The sequence below is a fragment of the uncultured Marinobacter sp. genome (assembly GCF_947488835.1).
In the GTDB taxonomy this organism is placed as follows: Bacteria; Pseudomonadota; Gammaproteobacteria; order Pseudomonadales; family Oleiphilaceae; genus Marinobacter.
Genome location: NZ_CANLBK010000001.1, coordinates 830989 through 845264, shown reverse-complemented (window position 1 = coordinate 845264; position 14276 = coordinate 830989). Strand labels below are relative to the sequence as shown.

The 14276-nt window shown below is 54.0% G+C and carries 14 protein-coding genes; all 14 read left to right on the top strand.

What is annotated here, in order from left to right:
* The first annotated feature begins 11 nt into the window (after positions 1 to 11).
* The 14 genes from Q0824_RS03930 to Q0824_RS03865 all read left to right on the top strand — a co-directional run bounded on the left by Q0824_RS03930 (position 12) and on the right by Q0824_RS03865 (position 14271).
* Complete coding sequence (locus tag Q0824_RS03930) at positions 12 to 248, top strand: DUF4266 domain-containing protein (protein ID WP_100639784.1); 237 nt, start codon at positions 12 to 14, stop codon at positions 246 to 248.
* A gap of 34 nt (positions 249 to 282) precedes the next feature.
* Entirely contained in the window at positions 283 to 1386 is a 1104-nt protein-coding gene (locus tag Q0824_RS03925) for a DUF3570 domain-containing protein (protein ID WP_298449512.1), read from the top strand.
* 19 nt (positions 1387 to 1405) lie between these two features.
* Positions 1406 to 1951, top strand: a complete 546-nt coding sequence (locus Q0824_RS03920) for an AraC family transcriptional regulator (RefSeq protein ID WP_298447705.1) — start codon at positions 1406 to 1408, stop codon at positions 1949 to 1951.
* Positions 1948 to 3924, top strand: coding sequence for a hypothetical protein (locus Q0824_RS03915; RefSeq protein ID WP_298447703.1), 1977 nt, complete (start codon positions 1948 to 1950; stop codon positions 3922 to 3924). The genes Q0824_RS03920 and Q0824_RS03915 overlap by 4 nt, the downstream gene beginning before the upstream one ends.
* Positions 3917 to 6838 (top strand): tetratricopeptide repeat protein, encoded by a 2922-nt coding sequence (locus Q0824_RS03910; protein WP_298447701.1) that lies wholly within the window; start codon positions 3917 to 3919, stop codon positions 6836 to 6838. Before Q0824_RS03915 ends, Q0824_RS03910 begins: the two co-directional genes overlap by 8 nt.
* Entirely contained in the window at positions 6825 to 7409 is a 585-nt protein-coding gene (locus Q0824_RS03905) for a tetratricopeptide repeat protein (protein ID WP_298447699.1), read from the top strand. The genes Q0824_RS03910 and Q0824_RS03905 overlap by 14 nt, the downstream gene beginning before the upstream one ends.
* Positions 7410 to 7433: 24 nt before the next feature.
* Positions 7434 to 7739, top strand: a complete 306-nt coding sequence (locus tag Q0824_RS03900) for a hypothetical protein (RefSeq protein WP_298447698.1) — start codon at positions 7434 to 7436, stop codon at positions 7737 to 7739.
* Positions 7740 to 7901: 162 nt separating this feature from the next.
* Positions 7902 to 8591, top strand: coding sequence for a MotA/TolQ/ExbB proton channel family protein (locus Q0824_RS03895; RefSeq protein ID WP_298447696.1), 690 nt, complete (start codon positions 7902 to 7904; stop codon positions 8589 to 8591).
* 24 nt (positions 8592 to 8615) lie between these two features.
* On the top strand, positions 8616 to 9137 hold the full coding sequence (locus Q0824_RS03890) for a biopolymer transporter ExbD (protein WP_298447694.1): 522 nt from the start codon (positions 8616 to 8618) through the stop codon (positions 9135 to 9137).
* Positions 9134 to 9640, top strand: a complete 507-nt coding sequence (locus tag Q0824_RS03885; protein ID WP_298447692.1) for a biopolymer transporter ExbD — start codon at positions 9134 to 9136, stop codon at positions 9638 to 9640. The genes Q0824_RS03890 and Q0824_RS03885 overlap by 4 nt, the downstream gene beginning before the upstream one ends.
* Positions 9637 to 10647 (top strand): AgmX/PglI C-terminal domain-containing protein, encoded by a 1011-nt coding sequence (locus Q0824_RS03880; protein WP_298447690.1) that lies wholly within the window; start codon positions 9637 to 9639, stop codon positions 10645 to 10647. Before Q0824_RS03885 ends, Q0824_RS03880 begins: the two co-directional genes overlap by 4 nt.
* A gap of 132 nt (positions 10648 to 10779) precedes the next feature.
* Positions 10780 to 12243 carry a DASS family sodium-coupled anion symporter gene (locus Q0824_RS03875; protein WP_298447688.1) on the top strand — a complete coding sequence of 488 codons (1464 nt, stop codon included), beginning with the start codon at positions 10780 to 10782 and terminating at the stop codon, positions 12241 to 12243.
* Positions 12244 to 12399: 156 nt separating this feature from the next.
* Positions 12400 to 13200, top strand: coding sequence for a C39 family peptidase (locus tag Q0824_RS03870; RefSeq protein ID WP_298447687.1), 801 nt, complete (start codon positions 12400 to 12402; stop codon positions 13198 to 13200).
* Positions 13201 to 13260: 60 nt separating this feature from the next.
* Positions 13261 to 14271, top strand: a complete 1011-nt coding sequence (locus Q0824_RS03865) for a transporter (RefSeq protein WP_298447686.1) — start codon at positions 13261 to 13263, stop codon at positions 14269 to 14271.
* Positions 14272 to 14276 lie beyond the last annotated feature (5 nt).

Sequence of the window (14276 nt, the reverse complement as noted above, 5' to 3'; positions counted from 1 at the left end):
GGGTAAGCAATATGCGCAAACTGACCATCATCGCGCCTTTGTTATTGGCGCTGCTGTTATCAGCAACGGCCGGGTGCAGCTCTGTCGAGCCCTGGGTTAAGCCTTATGAGAGGGATCGCCTGGCCGACCCGATCATGAGCCTGAGCCGCCATGGTAAAGCAGACTCCTACATCAACCACGTATATCAGGCGAGGGAGTCTGCCCGTGGGGCAGAAGGTGGCGCGGGAGGTGGCTGTGGTTGTAACTGAGCGCGCGCCTAAGGCCTGGCTGTTTATCATACTTATGCTGGCCGCTTCGTTTGCGCAGGCTGCAACCCTGCCAGTGGATAACGTGGATTTGTTTTATCACCGGTACGACGGCGGCGGCATGGTAATTGATGGCCCCGTAGTGCTGGCGCGCAAGAGTGTTGGGCCTCAGGTGTCTGTGTCGGGGCAGTATTATGTGGATATGGTGTCGGCAGCGTCGGTAGACGTTTTGGCCACCGCAAGTGCTTATGAAGAAGAGCGCACGGAGTATACGCTGGGCGTTGATTACCTGTATGACCGGGCGATCATGAGCCTGGGATTTACCAACAGCTCAGAGAACGATTACGAGGCCAGTACCCTGTACTTCACCGTAAGCCAGGAGTTCTTTGGTGGAATGTCCACTGTGACCTTAGGGTATGCGGCAGGTTGGGATGAGGTGGGTAAGCTTGGCAACAATAGTTTCAGTGAAGATGCTGATCGCCGTAACTACCAGTTGGGCTTTAGCCAGGTTCTCACTCGCAATTTGCTCGTTGGGCTCGACCTGGAAGTAGTCACAGACGAAGGCTTCTTGCAGAACCCCTACCGGCAGAATCGTTATCTCGACCCCAATAACGCCAATGCGTTTTTGTACCAGCCTGAGCGTTACCCCGAAACTCGCACCAGTTCATCGGTGGCCGCGCGGGCTATTTACCACCTGCCTTACCGGGCCTCCATTCGCGGTGAATACCGGTATTTCACAGACACCTGGGGTATTAACGCGCACACCATTGAATTGGGTTACGTGCACGCTCTGAATCAACATTGGTCGCTGGAGGGGTCGGTGCGCTACTACAGCCAGGGCGAGGCAGATTTCTACAGCGACCTTTACGCCTATGAAAACTCACAGACCCATCTGGCGAGAGACAAAGAAATGAGCTCTTTTTCGGGCACAACCTTTGGAACAGGCGCGGTTTATGAGTGGAAGCAGACATCCTTGCCGGGTATCAAGCGGCTTCAGTTCAGCCTGCTGCTGGATTGGTTGAATTTCGACTATGACAACTTCCGGGATGTCACCGCTCCGGGCAATTATGTGCCTGGCCAAGAGCCACTTTATTCATTCGATGCGTTAGTTACCCGAGCATCGCTGATTCTCGAATACTGAGTTTGCAGGAAACCTGATTATGACGGATTCACAAAAGACACTGGTTGCTGGCCTGCTGGCTGCATTCATGTTGTTCATGAGTGGGAGCCTGTTTGCGGAAACGGACCCGGCAGAAGACAGTAAAGCGGTTGCGGAACGTGTTCAGGATCTCAAAAAGAAGGTGATTCGCCTGAACCGTGATCTGTTTATTCTGGAAGAAGACCTGTTGTTCCCGGCAAGCACGCAGTTTGCGGTATTTCTCAGTGTTGATGCGGGTAAGTTCCTGCAGTTGGACGCCGTGAAGCTGAAAGTGAACGGCGATATTGTCGCCTCCCATTTGTACACTGAGAGCCAGGTTACAGCCCTGGAGCGCGGCGGCATGCAGCGTTTGTACATCGGCAACCTCAAAACCGGAACCCACGAAGTGACGGCTTTCGTAGAAGGCATTGGTCCGAACAACCGCGCCTATAAACAGGCGGCTACTTTGTCATTTGAAAAGGGCACGGATACAGCCGCACTAGAAATTCGAATTGAGGATCGCTCGTCAGACTACCAACCCATGGTTTCCATAGTGGAGTGGGAGTGACACGACCCGTGGCATTCAGCTCAAAGCCGAATAAAACCGGAACAGGCACACGCCTGGTTGCGGTAGCCGCCGGCTGCCTTTCATTATTGCTCAGCGTGTCAGCTGTTGTTGCTGAAGAGTCGCCAGTGCGGGCCAAAGACCCTGCCTATGGTTGGGTGCTCTACAACTACCACCAAGGCGAGGCGTTTGAAGCGCTCACCCTGCTGGATGTGGCTCGCGAGCGTGGTGGAATCCGAGGGCACGGCGATTATCCGGAACTGGTCGAAGGCGGGCTAATGCTCTCTTACGGCATGACTCGTGAAGCCCGTGAGCTCTTTATCCGATTGCTTGAAGATGAACACGGCCGCTCCCGCGTCACCCTCGCACCTGACGTGCGCAGCCAGGCCTGGTTTTATCTCGGCAAGGTTTTCTATCTCGAGGGTGATTACCACCTGGCCTACGAAAATCTTCAGCGGGTTGATTCAGAGTTGCTGGAAGAAGCCGACTCAGAATTACACGCAGAATGGCTATACCTGCGAGCGCAGTTGGCCATGATATCTGAGGAATTCAGTGATAGCGCGGGTGGCGATGACACTCTGATTAAAAGCCTGAAGCACTCTGGCCCCTGGGCACACTACTTGAACTATAACCTGGCCATGGCCGACATCGCCGCCGATGATTTCACCGCAGCACAGCAAAGTCTGCAAGAGCTCATTTCTGTTATGGACGATGAGAGCCCGAACGATGATCTGATTTCCGAGCACGGAGCCCTACTGGATCAAAGTCGGCTATCCCTTGCTCGTCTTTATCTAAGGAATAGCAAATTTGATGAGGCATTAACACTGCTTGGAGCCATGCCCCTGGATGGCGTGTTTTCCGACAGAGGCCTCTTCGATTATGCCGTTGCAGCGGCCGGTCAGGGCGAGATGCAAAGGGCATTGGACGCGCTGGATGCACTCTCTCAAAGAGAATTGTTTTTGCCATGGAGAGAACAGGTTCCGTATGCACGGGGTTATGTGCTTGAGCAGATGAAGCAGCCCCGTGCGGCCTTGCAAGCATTTACCCAAGCTGCGGAACACTACGAAGCTCGCGGTGAGGAGCTGATTGCAGCCCGGCAAGCTCTGACCGAAGAAAACCTCATGGCACGTTTGAATTTTTATCGGGACAACGATGAAATTGTTACCGACTCCTACGGCCGTCTTCGCGTAACGCCTGCCGATTTCGGGCTTTCAGAAGTGCTCGCAACAGAGCCATTCCAGCAGGCTCTTGGGGAGCTCAATGAGCTTTACCGGATGCAAGCATTGCTGGCGCAGCGGGAACAACAGCTCAGCACCTTTGAAACCATGCTGAAAACCCGGCGGGTGCAACGGGAGAGCCGAAGCCAAGAAGCAGGGCTTGAGTTGGCGCAGCAACAACCGGATGAGTGGATAGAGGCCCTGAATTCGTTCCAGACAGAAATTGAAAGAGCCCTTGCCAAGGAAGACGCCGAATTCTTCATGACAACGGAGCAGAAAGCCCTGAAAGCCCGATTGGGCAAGGTCGCGGCTACGCTTGCTCAGCTTCCGGACGACCAGAGCACAGCCCGGCAGCGAGAAAAGTACCAGAGGATGAAGGCCTCCCTTGACTGGAGTGTCGCTAATGATTACGGCGTAAACCGTTGGGCCGCGCAGAAGCAGCTTCGTGAGTTGAGCTCGGAAATGGAGCAGCTTCAAACACAGCGATCGGACATAGAACAGTTGATGGCAGGCGACAACGAACATATTCAACTTGCAGGACGACTTGCCAATAACGCCGCCGAGATCCAATTGCTTAAAGTACAAGTAGATGACGCGTTGGTTCAGGCAAGAAACATCCTCATTAGCCGGTTGGATAATGCGCTGGAACAACAAAGCAATGAACTACGGCGTTACCGGGTTGCATCTCGCCATGCACAGGCCCGGCTGGCGGACCAGTTGTTCAGGGCAGATCCGGGTGTGGAGGCGACGAATGATTAGTCGGCACCTCAATACACGTCTTGATAGCCGTGGTGCGTTTGCGGCTTTGGCCCCGTTACTGTCAGCTTTGTTGTTGGCAGGATGTCAAACCCTTGGCTTGGGGCAGGGCGATGGTGAAATGCCTGCGGCCCGGCCGGGAACCCTCGCATCATTGAGCCCTTTAAATCGGAAGCCTGATACGGGTTTGGCAGTTGTTGAGGTCCAGTCTGAGCAGGTACCAGTGGACAGTGTCTCTCTCGAATCTGTCATGCAGAGTTACCGGGATTTGTTGCCGTTAGTAGATGACCCACTAAAGCAGGTCGCCATTCGGCATCGGCTCGCGGATCTCGAATTCGCCCGGGCGGAGCGCCTGATGACGGATTCCGCAGAGGATGATCTCTCCGGAGCCATTGATGCGTACACCGGTTTGCTGGCGGAATATCCGGAGCGCGCGGGCAATGATCAGATTTACTACCAGTTAGCCCGAGCCTGGGAGATGCGCGGCATGACGGGTGAGCAGTTAGCGGCGCTAGATACCTTGGTAACACAGTATCCGGGCTCAGCTCACTGGGTAGAAGCTCAATTCCGGCGGGCGGATATCCTGTTTATCAATGGCCGCTACGGGGAAGCGGAGCAGGCATTTGATGAGGTCACTCTTGCGAGCAAAGAGCGCAATGCCGATCCGTCCTTCCTGATGAATGCCCAATACATGAAGGGGTGGAGTCAGTTCAAACAGGCTGACTACCAACAGGCGCTGTTCAGTTACATTGAAGTGCTGGATCTGATCATGCCGCTTGAACAGGCCGCAGATGCGCCAGAGCAACGCTATCAAACACTTACGGAAGACTTGTTCCGTGTTATGGGTCTTTCGTTGTCCTATCTTGATGGCGCTCAAACCCTGCAAGCGCTTTTCAGGGAAGCCGGAAGCCGGCCCTATGAAATTCTGGTTTACGATCGCTACAGCACTTTGTTGATTGGCCGGGAGCGATATAGCGACGCTGTTGCAGTGTTTGATGCTTATATCGAAGACCACCCGGATAGCCCATGGGCGCCCAGTTACCACATGCGAGCCATTGATACCCTGGAACTTGCCGGTTTCGACAAGGCTATTCCAGCCCGTAAAGCTGCATTTATAGAAAATTACGGCATCTATAGCAGCTACTGGCCGCAAACGAATCCTGAAACCCTGGCCTACATTGAGGCTCAGCTTGAAATCCTCCTGCCTGAATTGGCTGATCGCCATTACCTGTTAGCCGGGGAGGCGCGGAGGGATCCGCAAAGCCTGAATGCGGATCAACACTACCGCCAGGCAGCAGCCTATTACTCTGAATTTGCGGCGACCTTCCCGAATCATCCTCGCACACCTGAGCGCTTGTTCCTGCTTGCAGAAACCTATGTGGAGCTTCAGCAATGGCCAGATGCTATCGAGGCATTTGAGCGTGTTGCCTATGATTTCCCGGCAGCTGGAACAGTGCCGGAAAGGGCTGCCGAAGCAGGTTATGCCTCAGTGCTGGCATTCCGTGAGTACGCAGGCACCTGGATGAATGAAACCACTGAAAACCTGTTCGCGTTGCAGGAAATGCAGCAGCTCAACCGCCTCAGGTTTGTGAATGCCTATCCTGAAGACCCGCGCGCGCCAGGTGTCTACTACATTGCCTTGCAGCGGGAGTATGACCAGCAGAATCTTGAAGAAGTGATTCCTATGGCCGGGCGCCTGGCTACCTGGCAGCCAGCGGCAGATCCCGCTTTGGTCACCGAAGCCTTGTTGCTTGCGGGCCACAGCCTGTTTGAGCTTGCACGCTATGGCGAGGCTGAACAGTCCTACCGCGATGCCCTTGCTATGATGCCCCCCGAAGACCAACGGCGGCCCGGCGTACAGGAAAATATGGCGGCCTCGGTATTCCGCCAGGCGGAGCAGTTTGCCCAAGCGGGCGATACAGATGCCGCCGTTAGCGAGTATCTGAGGGTAGGTTTTGTTGCGCCTGCGTCCGTACTGAACGCCAATGCACAATATGATGCGGCATCGCTGCTGATAAGCTCTGCACGATGGGGCGAGGCGATTAGTGTGTTGACTGGCTTCCGCTCAAGCTTTCCCGAGCATGAGTTGGTTAATACGGTGCCCGCAAAGCTCGCGTTCGCCTATCGGGAAACCGAACAGTGGGAGAAAGCCGGCGATGAGCTGAATCTCATGGTGGCCATGGCGACCACGCCAGAGGAGCGCAGGCAAAATCTGCAAATTGCAGCAGAGCTCTATGACCGGGCTGGTAACAACACCAAGGCAATTGATACCTGGCGCCAGTACGCAAACCGGCATCCTGAACCTGCGGATGCGTACATGGAAGCTGCCAACCGCTTGGGCGAACTATACGCAACCGAGGGCGACATTGAGCAACGTAATTACTGGCTGAACCGGCAGATGGATAAAGTGGATGATAGCCCAGGGGCTGCCGATGACCGCATGCGCTATCTGGCGGCGTCTGCCTCCGCAATCCTGGCGCGGGATGCACTGGTCCGCTACGACAGTATCCGCCTGACCTTGCCCCTGAATAAAAGCATGGTGGCCAAAACCAATGCCCTTGAGGCGGCCGTGCGCGCTTATCAGAAAACCGCCAGCTACGGTATTTCATCCTTTGCCACAGAAGCGGGCTATCAGATTGCCCATATTTACAGTCGTCTGGGCGCAGATTTGATGGATTCGGAGCGCCCGGAAGGGCTCAGCCAGCTGGAACTATCTCAATATGAGTTGTTGCTGGAAGAGCAGGCTTATCCGTTCGAAGACAATGCCATTGATATCCATGAACAGAATATCCGCAGGGCCCGTGAAGGTATCTTTGATGAATGGGTGAAACGCAGTTATGAATCCTTACGTCGCCTGCTCCCTGGCCGCTACAACAAACCCGAAGTCACCGCCGGAGTTGTCCATGATCTGGGTTAAAAAATTGAACCCGGCGCTTATGTTGCTTCTGCTGCTCACGGGCTGTGCGGTAGGGCCGGAGCGCACAACTGCGCCTGATGATGCTGCCGTTACAGCGGAATCGGAGGCACGCCTGCAGAAGGCTTTTTCAGAAGCGGTTGTGTTAATGGAAAACGGAGACTCTGACGAGGCCAGAGCCCGCTTTGAGCAAATGGCAGAGGAGCATCCGGAACGAAGCGGCCCTATTGCCAATCTGGGGCTGTTGTTGATGCAGTCCGGTGATATGGAGCTTGCCCGGGTGCGGTTTGAGCAGGTTCTCGCTCTGAACCCCAAACACCCGGTGGCCCTCAACAACCTTGGCGTTATTGCCCGTAACGCTGGCGATTTCCCCTTGGCTGAAAAACGTTACCGTGAAGCACTGGCTGTAAACCCTGACTATTTGCCCGCGCTCCTGAATCTGGCGTTTTTGCTGGATATATATCTGGGCCAGCCAGCCCAGGCGCTGCCGTTGTACGAGCAGTACAAAGAGCGCTCAGAAGAGCCGGATCCAAGAGTGAAAGACTGGATATTCGATGCAAAAAACAGAATTTGACGCGAGGCAACAGGCATGAGAACTATGGTCAGAATTTTTCTGCTGGCAGCCTCGTCATTGCTTTGCATATTGCCAGCTCAGGCGCAGGAATCAGGGATAGTCACCATTGAGGGCACCCGTATTCGTGGTGACCAAGAGGTGCCGACAGTGATGTACCTGGTGCCCTGGCAACCACCGGAAGTGGATGAGCTAAGAGCGCCTGATGAGCAGTTGTTGGTGGAGCATGCTTTTAGCCCTCTGGATCGTTACGAGTTTCAACGGCTTGTCCGCTACCATGATGTCTTCAAAGCTGAGCAGAATGCGCTGGAAAATGCAGAGGCAACACCTTGAAGCCACAGTGAAATCCACCTGCCAGTGAGATGTGCGTCACAGTGTTTCTGTGTTCGAGTGCAAACTACAACAAACCGCAACATAGAGCCCCGCAAACTTAACCCCTTTGAAGTAGCCTAGCGCTTAGACTATTCCCAAACTGAACCATGGAGTGCCCTAAAAATGATCGATACCGCCGTTCGCTTTTTCCAGGAAGGTGGCTTTTTTATGTTTCCGATCGCCGTTGTGCTGATTATCGGACTCATAGTAGCCATTGAGCGATACGTTTACCTGTCTGCGCAGAAGATCACTAATCGCAGGGACTTCAATCGCCTGCACCAGATGATTGCGAAAAAAGACTTCAAAGGCGCGCTTAATTACGCTCAGGAGTCCGGTACAGGCATGTCCACCATGATTGGTTACGGCCTGCAGAGGCTGGCACGCCGACAGGGCCGTGAAGACATCGAATACGCTATGGAAGAAGGCTTGCTGGATGTAATGCCGCGCCTTGAAAAGCGCACCCAGTACCTTGCGACGCTTGCCAATATCGCAACACTGCTTGGTCTGTTGGGAACCATCATCGGTCTGATTGCTGCCTTTACGGCCGTTGCTGCTGCGGATCCCGCGCAGAAAGCCAGCCTGCTTTCCCAGAGTATTTCCGTGGCCATGAACACCACGGCATTTGGTCTTATGTCTGCTATTCCCATGCTGTTGGTTCATTCGGTACTGCAAACCAAGACCAACGAAATTGTAGACAGCTTTGAAATGGCCGGTATCAAAGTGCTTAACCTGCTTAGCGATGGTTCCGGTGTTCGCCCGGCTGCTCAGCCTCAGGCTACATCCTCTTCTGCCCCGGCGGCAGCGTCGGCCTGATAACCAGCTGAAGGATTTCGGGCTATGAGACGGAAACATCGTCGATTACAGAGCGAACCGGATCTCGATATCACGCCATTCATGAACCTCATGATTGTGCTGGTGCCGGTGCTACTTTTGAACATGGTGTTTGCACACACCAGCGTGCTTGAGCTCAACTTTCCCACTGGCGAGAGTCTTGCGTCAGAGCAGGTTGAAGAGCTGCAAATACAGGTGGTCATCCACGCGGACAACCTGGTGGTTGCGGATAATCAGGGCGGCGTTATCAAAAGCATTGACCAGAAAGGAGGCGAGCACGATTTCGTTGTCCTTAAAGAGGTCATGAAAGAACTTAAAAGCCGTATTCCGGAGAAAAAGGACGTGATTATCATGCCTTCCCGGGAAACGTCCTATCAGGTGTTGGTCAGCGTTATGGATACGGTTCGTTCCTACGACACAGTCGTTGCAGGCAGCCTGGTAGAGGCGGAGCTGTTTCCGGAAATTTCTTTGGGTGATGCACCTGTCGAGATTGCTGAAGACGCAGAAAAGGCAGGAGGGCAGTCGTGAAAGAGTCAGCAAAAGCCCGTCGCCAGAAGCGTCACCACAGACGCAACAAGAACCAGAGCAAGATGAACCTGGTGTCGTTGATGGACATCTTTACGATTCTAGTGTTCTTCCTGATGGTTAACTCTTCGTCTGATGTGCAGGTACTCAACCAGAGCAGCACCATTAAATTGCCTGATTCCTCTGCCGTGCAACCACCGGGGGATGTGCTCGCGCTGACCGTAACCGACCAGGATATCCTGGTAAACGGGCGTTTGGTCATCAAGCGGGAGACGTTGCAGGCACTTGAGGGGCAGGTTGAGCCTGGTCTCAAGCAGGAGTTGGACTATCAGGCCAGCCGATCCGGTCAGCCGGCACCTGAAGAAGGGCGAGCGATTACCATTTTGGCTGATCGCGAACTGCCCTACGATTTGCTCAAAAAGATCATGTCTACCTGTGTGGATGCGGGATACGCCAGCATATCTTTGGCGGTTAACCAGCAGACAAAAGAGGGAGCCGGAGCATGACCCAGCAGTCGACCCAGAACTTGTCAGAAAATCGGTACGGATTGCCGTGGAGTGGTGAGCGCGGGGAACGCAGGCGGCTGCTTTCCATTGCGCTGCTTGTAGTGCCTCTATTTGTGGTGTTTGCCGGTTATGTGAGCTGGATCGAGTTGCCAGAGAAGGATCGGCAGGAGCGTGAAGCCCTGCCACCCCAGCTGGCGAAGCTGGTAATTGAGAAAAAGGAACCACCGAAGCCGGTTTTGCCCGAACCAAAGCCGGAGCCGGAACCAAAAGCTGAAATAAAGCCGGAAGAAAAGCCGGTTGAAGTGGCCAAGCCCGAACCTAAGCCGGAGCCAAAGCCCCAGCTGTTGCCGCCTAAGCCCGAAGTGAAAGAAGCACCAAAGCCTGAAGCCGTAGCCAAGGCCCGCGAAAAAGCAAAGAACACAGGTATTCTGGCCATGGGCAGTGAGCTTGCCAAGCTCAACACACTGGCCAGTTCCATCAAGTTGGATGCACCGGTGACACGGACCGCTGAACCCATTGCGCGGAAAACGGAAGATACCCTGGCCGCGAGAGCGACGGCCAATGCACGCAGTGCAGGTGTGAACGATGCCGCGCTTGAGCGTGAGAGCCGTCAGGTTGCCTTGGTAGAGCGTGAGAGGGCAGAAGTGGCGGACGCAACCCGTGTTGCCGAAGCCAAAGAAGCTGTGCGGCGTGAAAAGCAGGAAACCGCTTCCCGCACACGCAGCAAAGAAGAGCTCAGACGCACCATGGATGCGAACAAATCCGCCATCTACAGCATCTACAACCGTGAACTTCGCCGTAAACCTTCGTTGCAGGGCAGTATTACGCCCGAGTTAGTGATTGAATCCAGTGGCAGTGTATCCCGCTGCTCAGTGGTCGAATCGACGCTGGGTGAGCCTGGTTTGGAGAACAAAATCTGCAACCGCCTGTTGCTGGTGGATTTCGGAGCCAGGCCAGGGGTAGACAGAACAACGATTCGCTATCCGATTGAGTTGCTGTCCAGCTGAGATTATTTTATCTCAGCCGAAGGCTCTTGAAGGCTCCATGTTTAGGCGACGGCTCTGGACCGTCGCCGCGCTATATTTGATACTCTGTGAAAACCAACGTTGAAACGGAGTGGAGTCAAATGGGGCGCTCGTATGCATGAACAACAACCCGCATCAGAAAGCTCGCACGGCTATCCCTTAAGCCAACTTATTGGTCTGCTGCTCGGTGCCGGATTTCTCCTGATGACGGTGCTTCTACCACCGCCCGAATCCATGACACCTGAAGCTTGGTCGGCATTAGGCCTCATGCTGCTTATGGCCACCTGGTGGTCAACGGAAGCCATTCCGATCCCCGCCACGGCTCTGCTACCAATCGTGCTGGTACCCGGACTTGGTTTGGGGAGTATTTCTCAGGCAACGTCGCCTTACGCACATCCGATCATCTTTCTCTTTCTGGGCGGTTTTACCCTTGGCCTTGCGATGCAGCGCTGGGACCTCCATCGCCGTATTGCACTGATGACGCTCAAGGCAGTTGGTAACGAGCCAAAACGGCAGATTGCGGGTTTCATGCTAGCAACGGCTTTTCTGAGCATGTGGGTCAGCAATACGGCAACAGCAATCATGATGCTCCCCATTGGCCTGTCGGTTATTGGCATGATGGACAACGGTCAGCCGGAGAATGTGCAGCGTTATGCCACGGCGCTGTTGCTGGCCATAGCCTACTCTGCCAGTGTTGGCGGCATTGCGACGCTCATTGGGACGCCACCTAATGCGCTGCTGGCGGCTTATTTGAGTGAGACTCAGGGAGTGTCAGTCGGGTTTGCCCAATGGATGCTCCTCGGTGTGCCGGTTGCGACGGTTATGCTGGTGTTGATCTGGTGGTGGCTCACCCGCCAGGACTTTGGCCTCAAGTCGCAAGAAGGCGCGGGCGAGACCATACGTGATGAGCTTAAGGCACTGGGTAAAATGAGCCGTGGTGAAAAACTGGTGGCTGTGGTGTTTGTGTTGACTGCCGGCGCCTGGATATTCAGGCCGCTACTTTCTGCGAACATCATGCCCTGGCTGACCGATACGGGCATTGCCATATCAGCGGCCATTGCCATGTTCATTATTCCGGTGAATGTACGGAAACAGACGTTCGTGCTCGATTGGGATGCCGCCAAGGAGATACCCTGGGGTGTTCTTCTGCTGTTTGGTGGCGGTCTTGCCATGGCAGGTGTAATCAGCAGCTCAGGGTTGGCAAGCTGGATCGCGGCAAGCATGGGGGTTGCAAGTGCCTTGCCCTTGATCGTAATGATCATGCTGGTGGTCGCAGTGATCATTTTTCTTACGGAAGTAACAAGCAATACGGCAACTACTGCTGCCTTCCTGCCTCTTTTGGGAGCACTGGCGCTGTCTCAGGAGTTATCGCCACTCCTGCTTACCATTCCAGCGGCGATTGCCGCCAGCTGCGCGTTCATGATGCCTGTCGCGACACCGCCTAATGCAATTGTGTTCTCCAGTGGGCACATGAAAATAGGGGATATGATCGGTGCGGGGTTTGCACTGAATATCATCGGAATAGTGGTGGTTACTCTGCTGTGCTACCTGCTTATGGATTTTATTTTCACCATCTGAACAATGTGCGGGTGCAGCTTGTCTCGCACCCGCACCCCCGCAGCACCAGATTTGAGGCACAGTTATCTTTAAACTCTCCGCTATTTCGGTATCTTGCCGTAACAATATGTAATCCAAAAAATCTCATGGATAACAAAAACAGGGATTTCGTCTGACATGCTGCTGGTGCTCGCTGGATCCATTCTTACATTCGCCATAGTGCAGGAAGCTACTGTGGTCGAGCCCTTTGAAAAGGGTGCTGTGGTTATCGAGCAAAAGGTCGATTCCAGCCCAGTGGAGTTACTCACCGGTTTTCGGGTTGAGCCGCTGGTTGAGCAGAAGTTCCGCAATATTGTTCGCCAGGCTTATGACTACAGCTGTGGCAGTGCGGCCTTGACCACCATTCTGAACTTCTATCTTGGGCGCACTCTGTCGGAGCGCCAAGTTATGGAAGGCCTGCTGCATTATGGCGAAAGCGAACGCATTGTGTCGCGTCGCGCCTTCTCCATGCTCGACATGAAACGCCTTGTAACAGCCTTGGGTTATCCGTCTGGCGGTTTTCGCGCCACGATTGATGATCTGATTGACCTTGACCACCCGGCTATCGTTCCTATCCACCATGCCGGTTTCAAGCATTTTGTTGTGCTCAGAACCATTCGTGACGGCCGCGTATATATGGCAGATCCTGCGGTGGGCAACCTGTCTTTCACGCTCGCCCAGTTCGAAGAGAAATGGGACGACAACGTGCTCTTTATCGTATTTCCGGGTAGTGACAAACCACTGGATAACCTTGAGCTCAAGGAAGAGGATCTACGTTTTGTAGACGATCAAACCATGACGTTGCTGGCATTAGAGCGCATGCCTGAGTTCCATGAGGCTACAGCCAGGCGCATTCAGAACATGCTTGAAAGGCAGAAAAACAATCCGGACGGCAGTGTTGAGAATACAAGAAAACAATTGCACTACCGTCGCAACTAAAAATTGTCGGGCACTGAGCCCGGCGCAGGACTACTACCAATAAAAATTAAGGGAGTCAGGATGAATCGTTGGTTTGTGCGAGGTCTTATCCTTGTTTCCGCGGCAGGTTTGCTTCCGGGCACAGCCCTGGCGCAGGATAACAATGTAGGCCAGGCGAGGGATGCGCTCGCAAAACAGGATGGTGATGAAGATTCGTCGCGTCAGCTTGAAGAAGTGTTTCAGGCTGCGGAGAAAAACTACTCCTTGCAGAAGAAAGGCAGTCACTCCCTTAACTACTCGTTTGACTATACCTATACAGCTGATCAACGTCTGGATCTTGCGATTACAAATGGCTCGGTGCGCAATCTGGATGTGGTTCCTTCGGCAACCCACAGCTTCACCAACTCGTTCTCCTACGATTATGGGTTATTGGACAACTTCACGGTGGGCACACGGATTCCCCTAGTCGTAAAGTACGACACCCAGGATGAACTGAACACCTACGATTTCGGTGACATCTCCTTTACTGGGCGTTGGCAGCCTTTTGCTTATGTGCCCGGCAAAATGTCGACAACCCTGTTCGGTACATTTAGCACCAAAACGGGTGTGAGCCCATACGAGATCGATATAAACGAACAGCTATCAACCGGCAGCGGCTATTACTCTATTGGCGGTGGCGCAAGCCTGTCGAAGGTGCTTGATCCGGTTGTCGTGTTCGGGTCTGTCAGTGTCACCTACAACCTGCCTGCAGAAGATTTACAGCAGGTTCGTGGTGCGCGATTGCTGAAAGAAGTTGAGCCAGGTTTCAGTCTTTCCGGTTCCGCCGGCTTTGCCTATTCGCTCTCTTACGATATCTCCCTGAGTATCTCAGCGCAGCTGAGCTATAGCGACGAGACTATCCTTATATTCTCCAATGGTGACCAGGCAATGGCCCAGGACCAAATGAGCGGTTTCTTGAGTATGTCTCTGGGAACCCGGGTCAGCGATACCACAATAGTGAACACAAGCCTTGGTATTGGTCTGACTGAGGATGCCCCGGATTTCTCCCTGGGCGTGTCCCTACCCATTAACTTCTCCGGCCTCAAAGAGTGATTGGC

Excerpts from the sequence above, each read along its gene's own strand:
- Q0824_RS03890 (WP_298447694.1), top strand. The coding sequence starts at position 8,616 with ATGAGACGGAAACATCGTCGATTACAGAGCGAACCGGATCTCGATATC.
- Q0824_RS03875 (WP_298447688.1), top strand. The coding sequence starts at position 10,780 with ATGCATGAACAACAACCCGCATCAGAAAGCTCGCACGGCTATCCCTTA.
- Q0824_RS03930 (WP_100639784.1), top strand. The coding sequence starts at position 12 with ATGCGCAAACTGACCATCATCGCGCCTTTGTTATTGGCGCTGCTGTTA.
- Q0824_RS03880 (WP_298447690.1), top strand. The coding sequence starts at position 9,637 with ATGACCCAGCAGTCGACCCAGAACTTGTCAGAAAATCGGTACGGATTG.
- Q0824_RS03900 (WP_298447698.1), top strand. The coding sequence starts at position 7,434 with ATGGTCAGAATTTTTCTGCTGGCAGCCTCGTCATTGCTTTGCATATTG.
- Q0824_RS03920 (WP_298447705.1), top strand. The coding sequence starts at position 1,406 with ATGACGGATTCACAAAAGACACTGGTTGCTGGCCTGCTGGCTGCATTC.
- Q0824_RS03895 (WP_298447696.1), top strand. The coding sequence starts at position 7,902 with ATGATCGATACCGCCGTTCGCTTTTTCCAGGAAGGTGGCTTTTTTATG.
- Q0824_RS03910 (WP_298447701.1), top strand. The coding sequence starts at position 3,917 with ATGATTAGTCGGCACCTCAATACACGTCTTGATAGCCGTGGTGCGTTT.
- Q0824_RS03865 (WP_298447686.1), top strand. The coding sequence starts at position 13,261 with ATGAATCGTTGGTTTGTGCGAGGTCTTATCCTTGTTTCCGCGGCAGGT.
- Q0824_RS03870 (WP_298447687.1), top strand. The coding sequence starts at position 12,400 with ATGCTGCTGGTGCTCGCTGGATCCATTCTTACATTCGCCATAGTGCAG.
- Q0824_RS03905 (WP_298447699.1), top strand. The coding sequence starts at position 6,825 with ATGATCTGGGTTAAAAAATTGAACCCGGCGCTTATGTTGCTTCTGCTG.
- Q0824_RS03925 (WP_298449512.1), top strand. The coding sequence starts at position 283 with ATGCTGGCCGCTTCGTTTGCGCAGGCTGCAACCCTGCCAGTGGATAAC.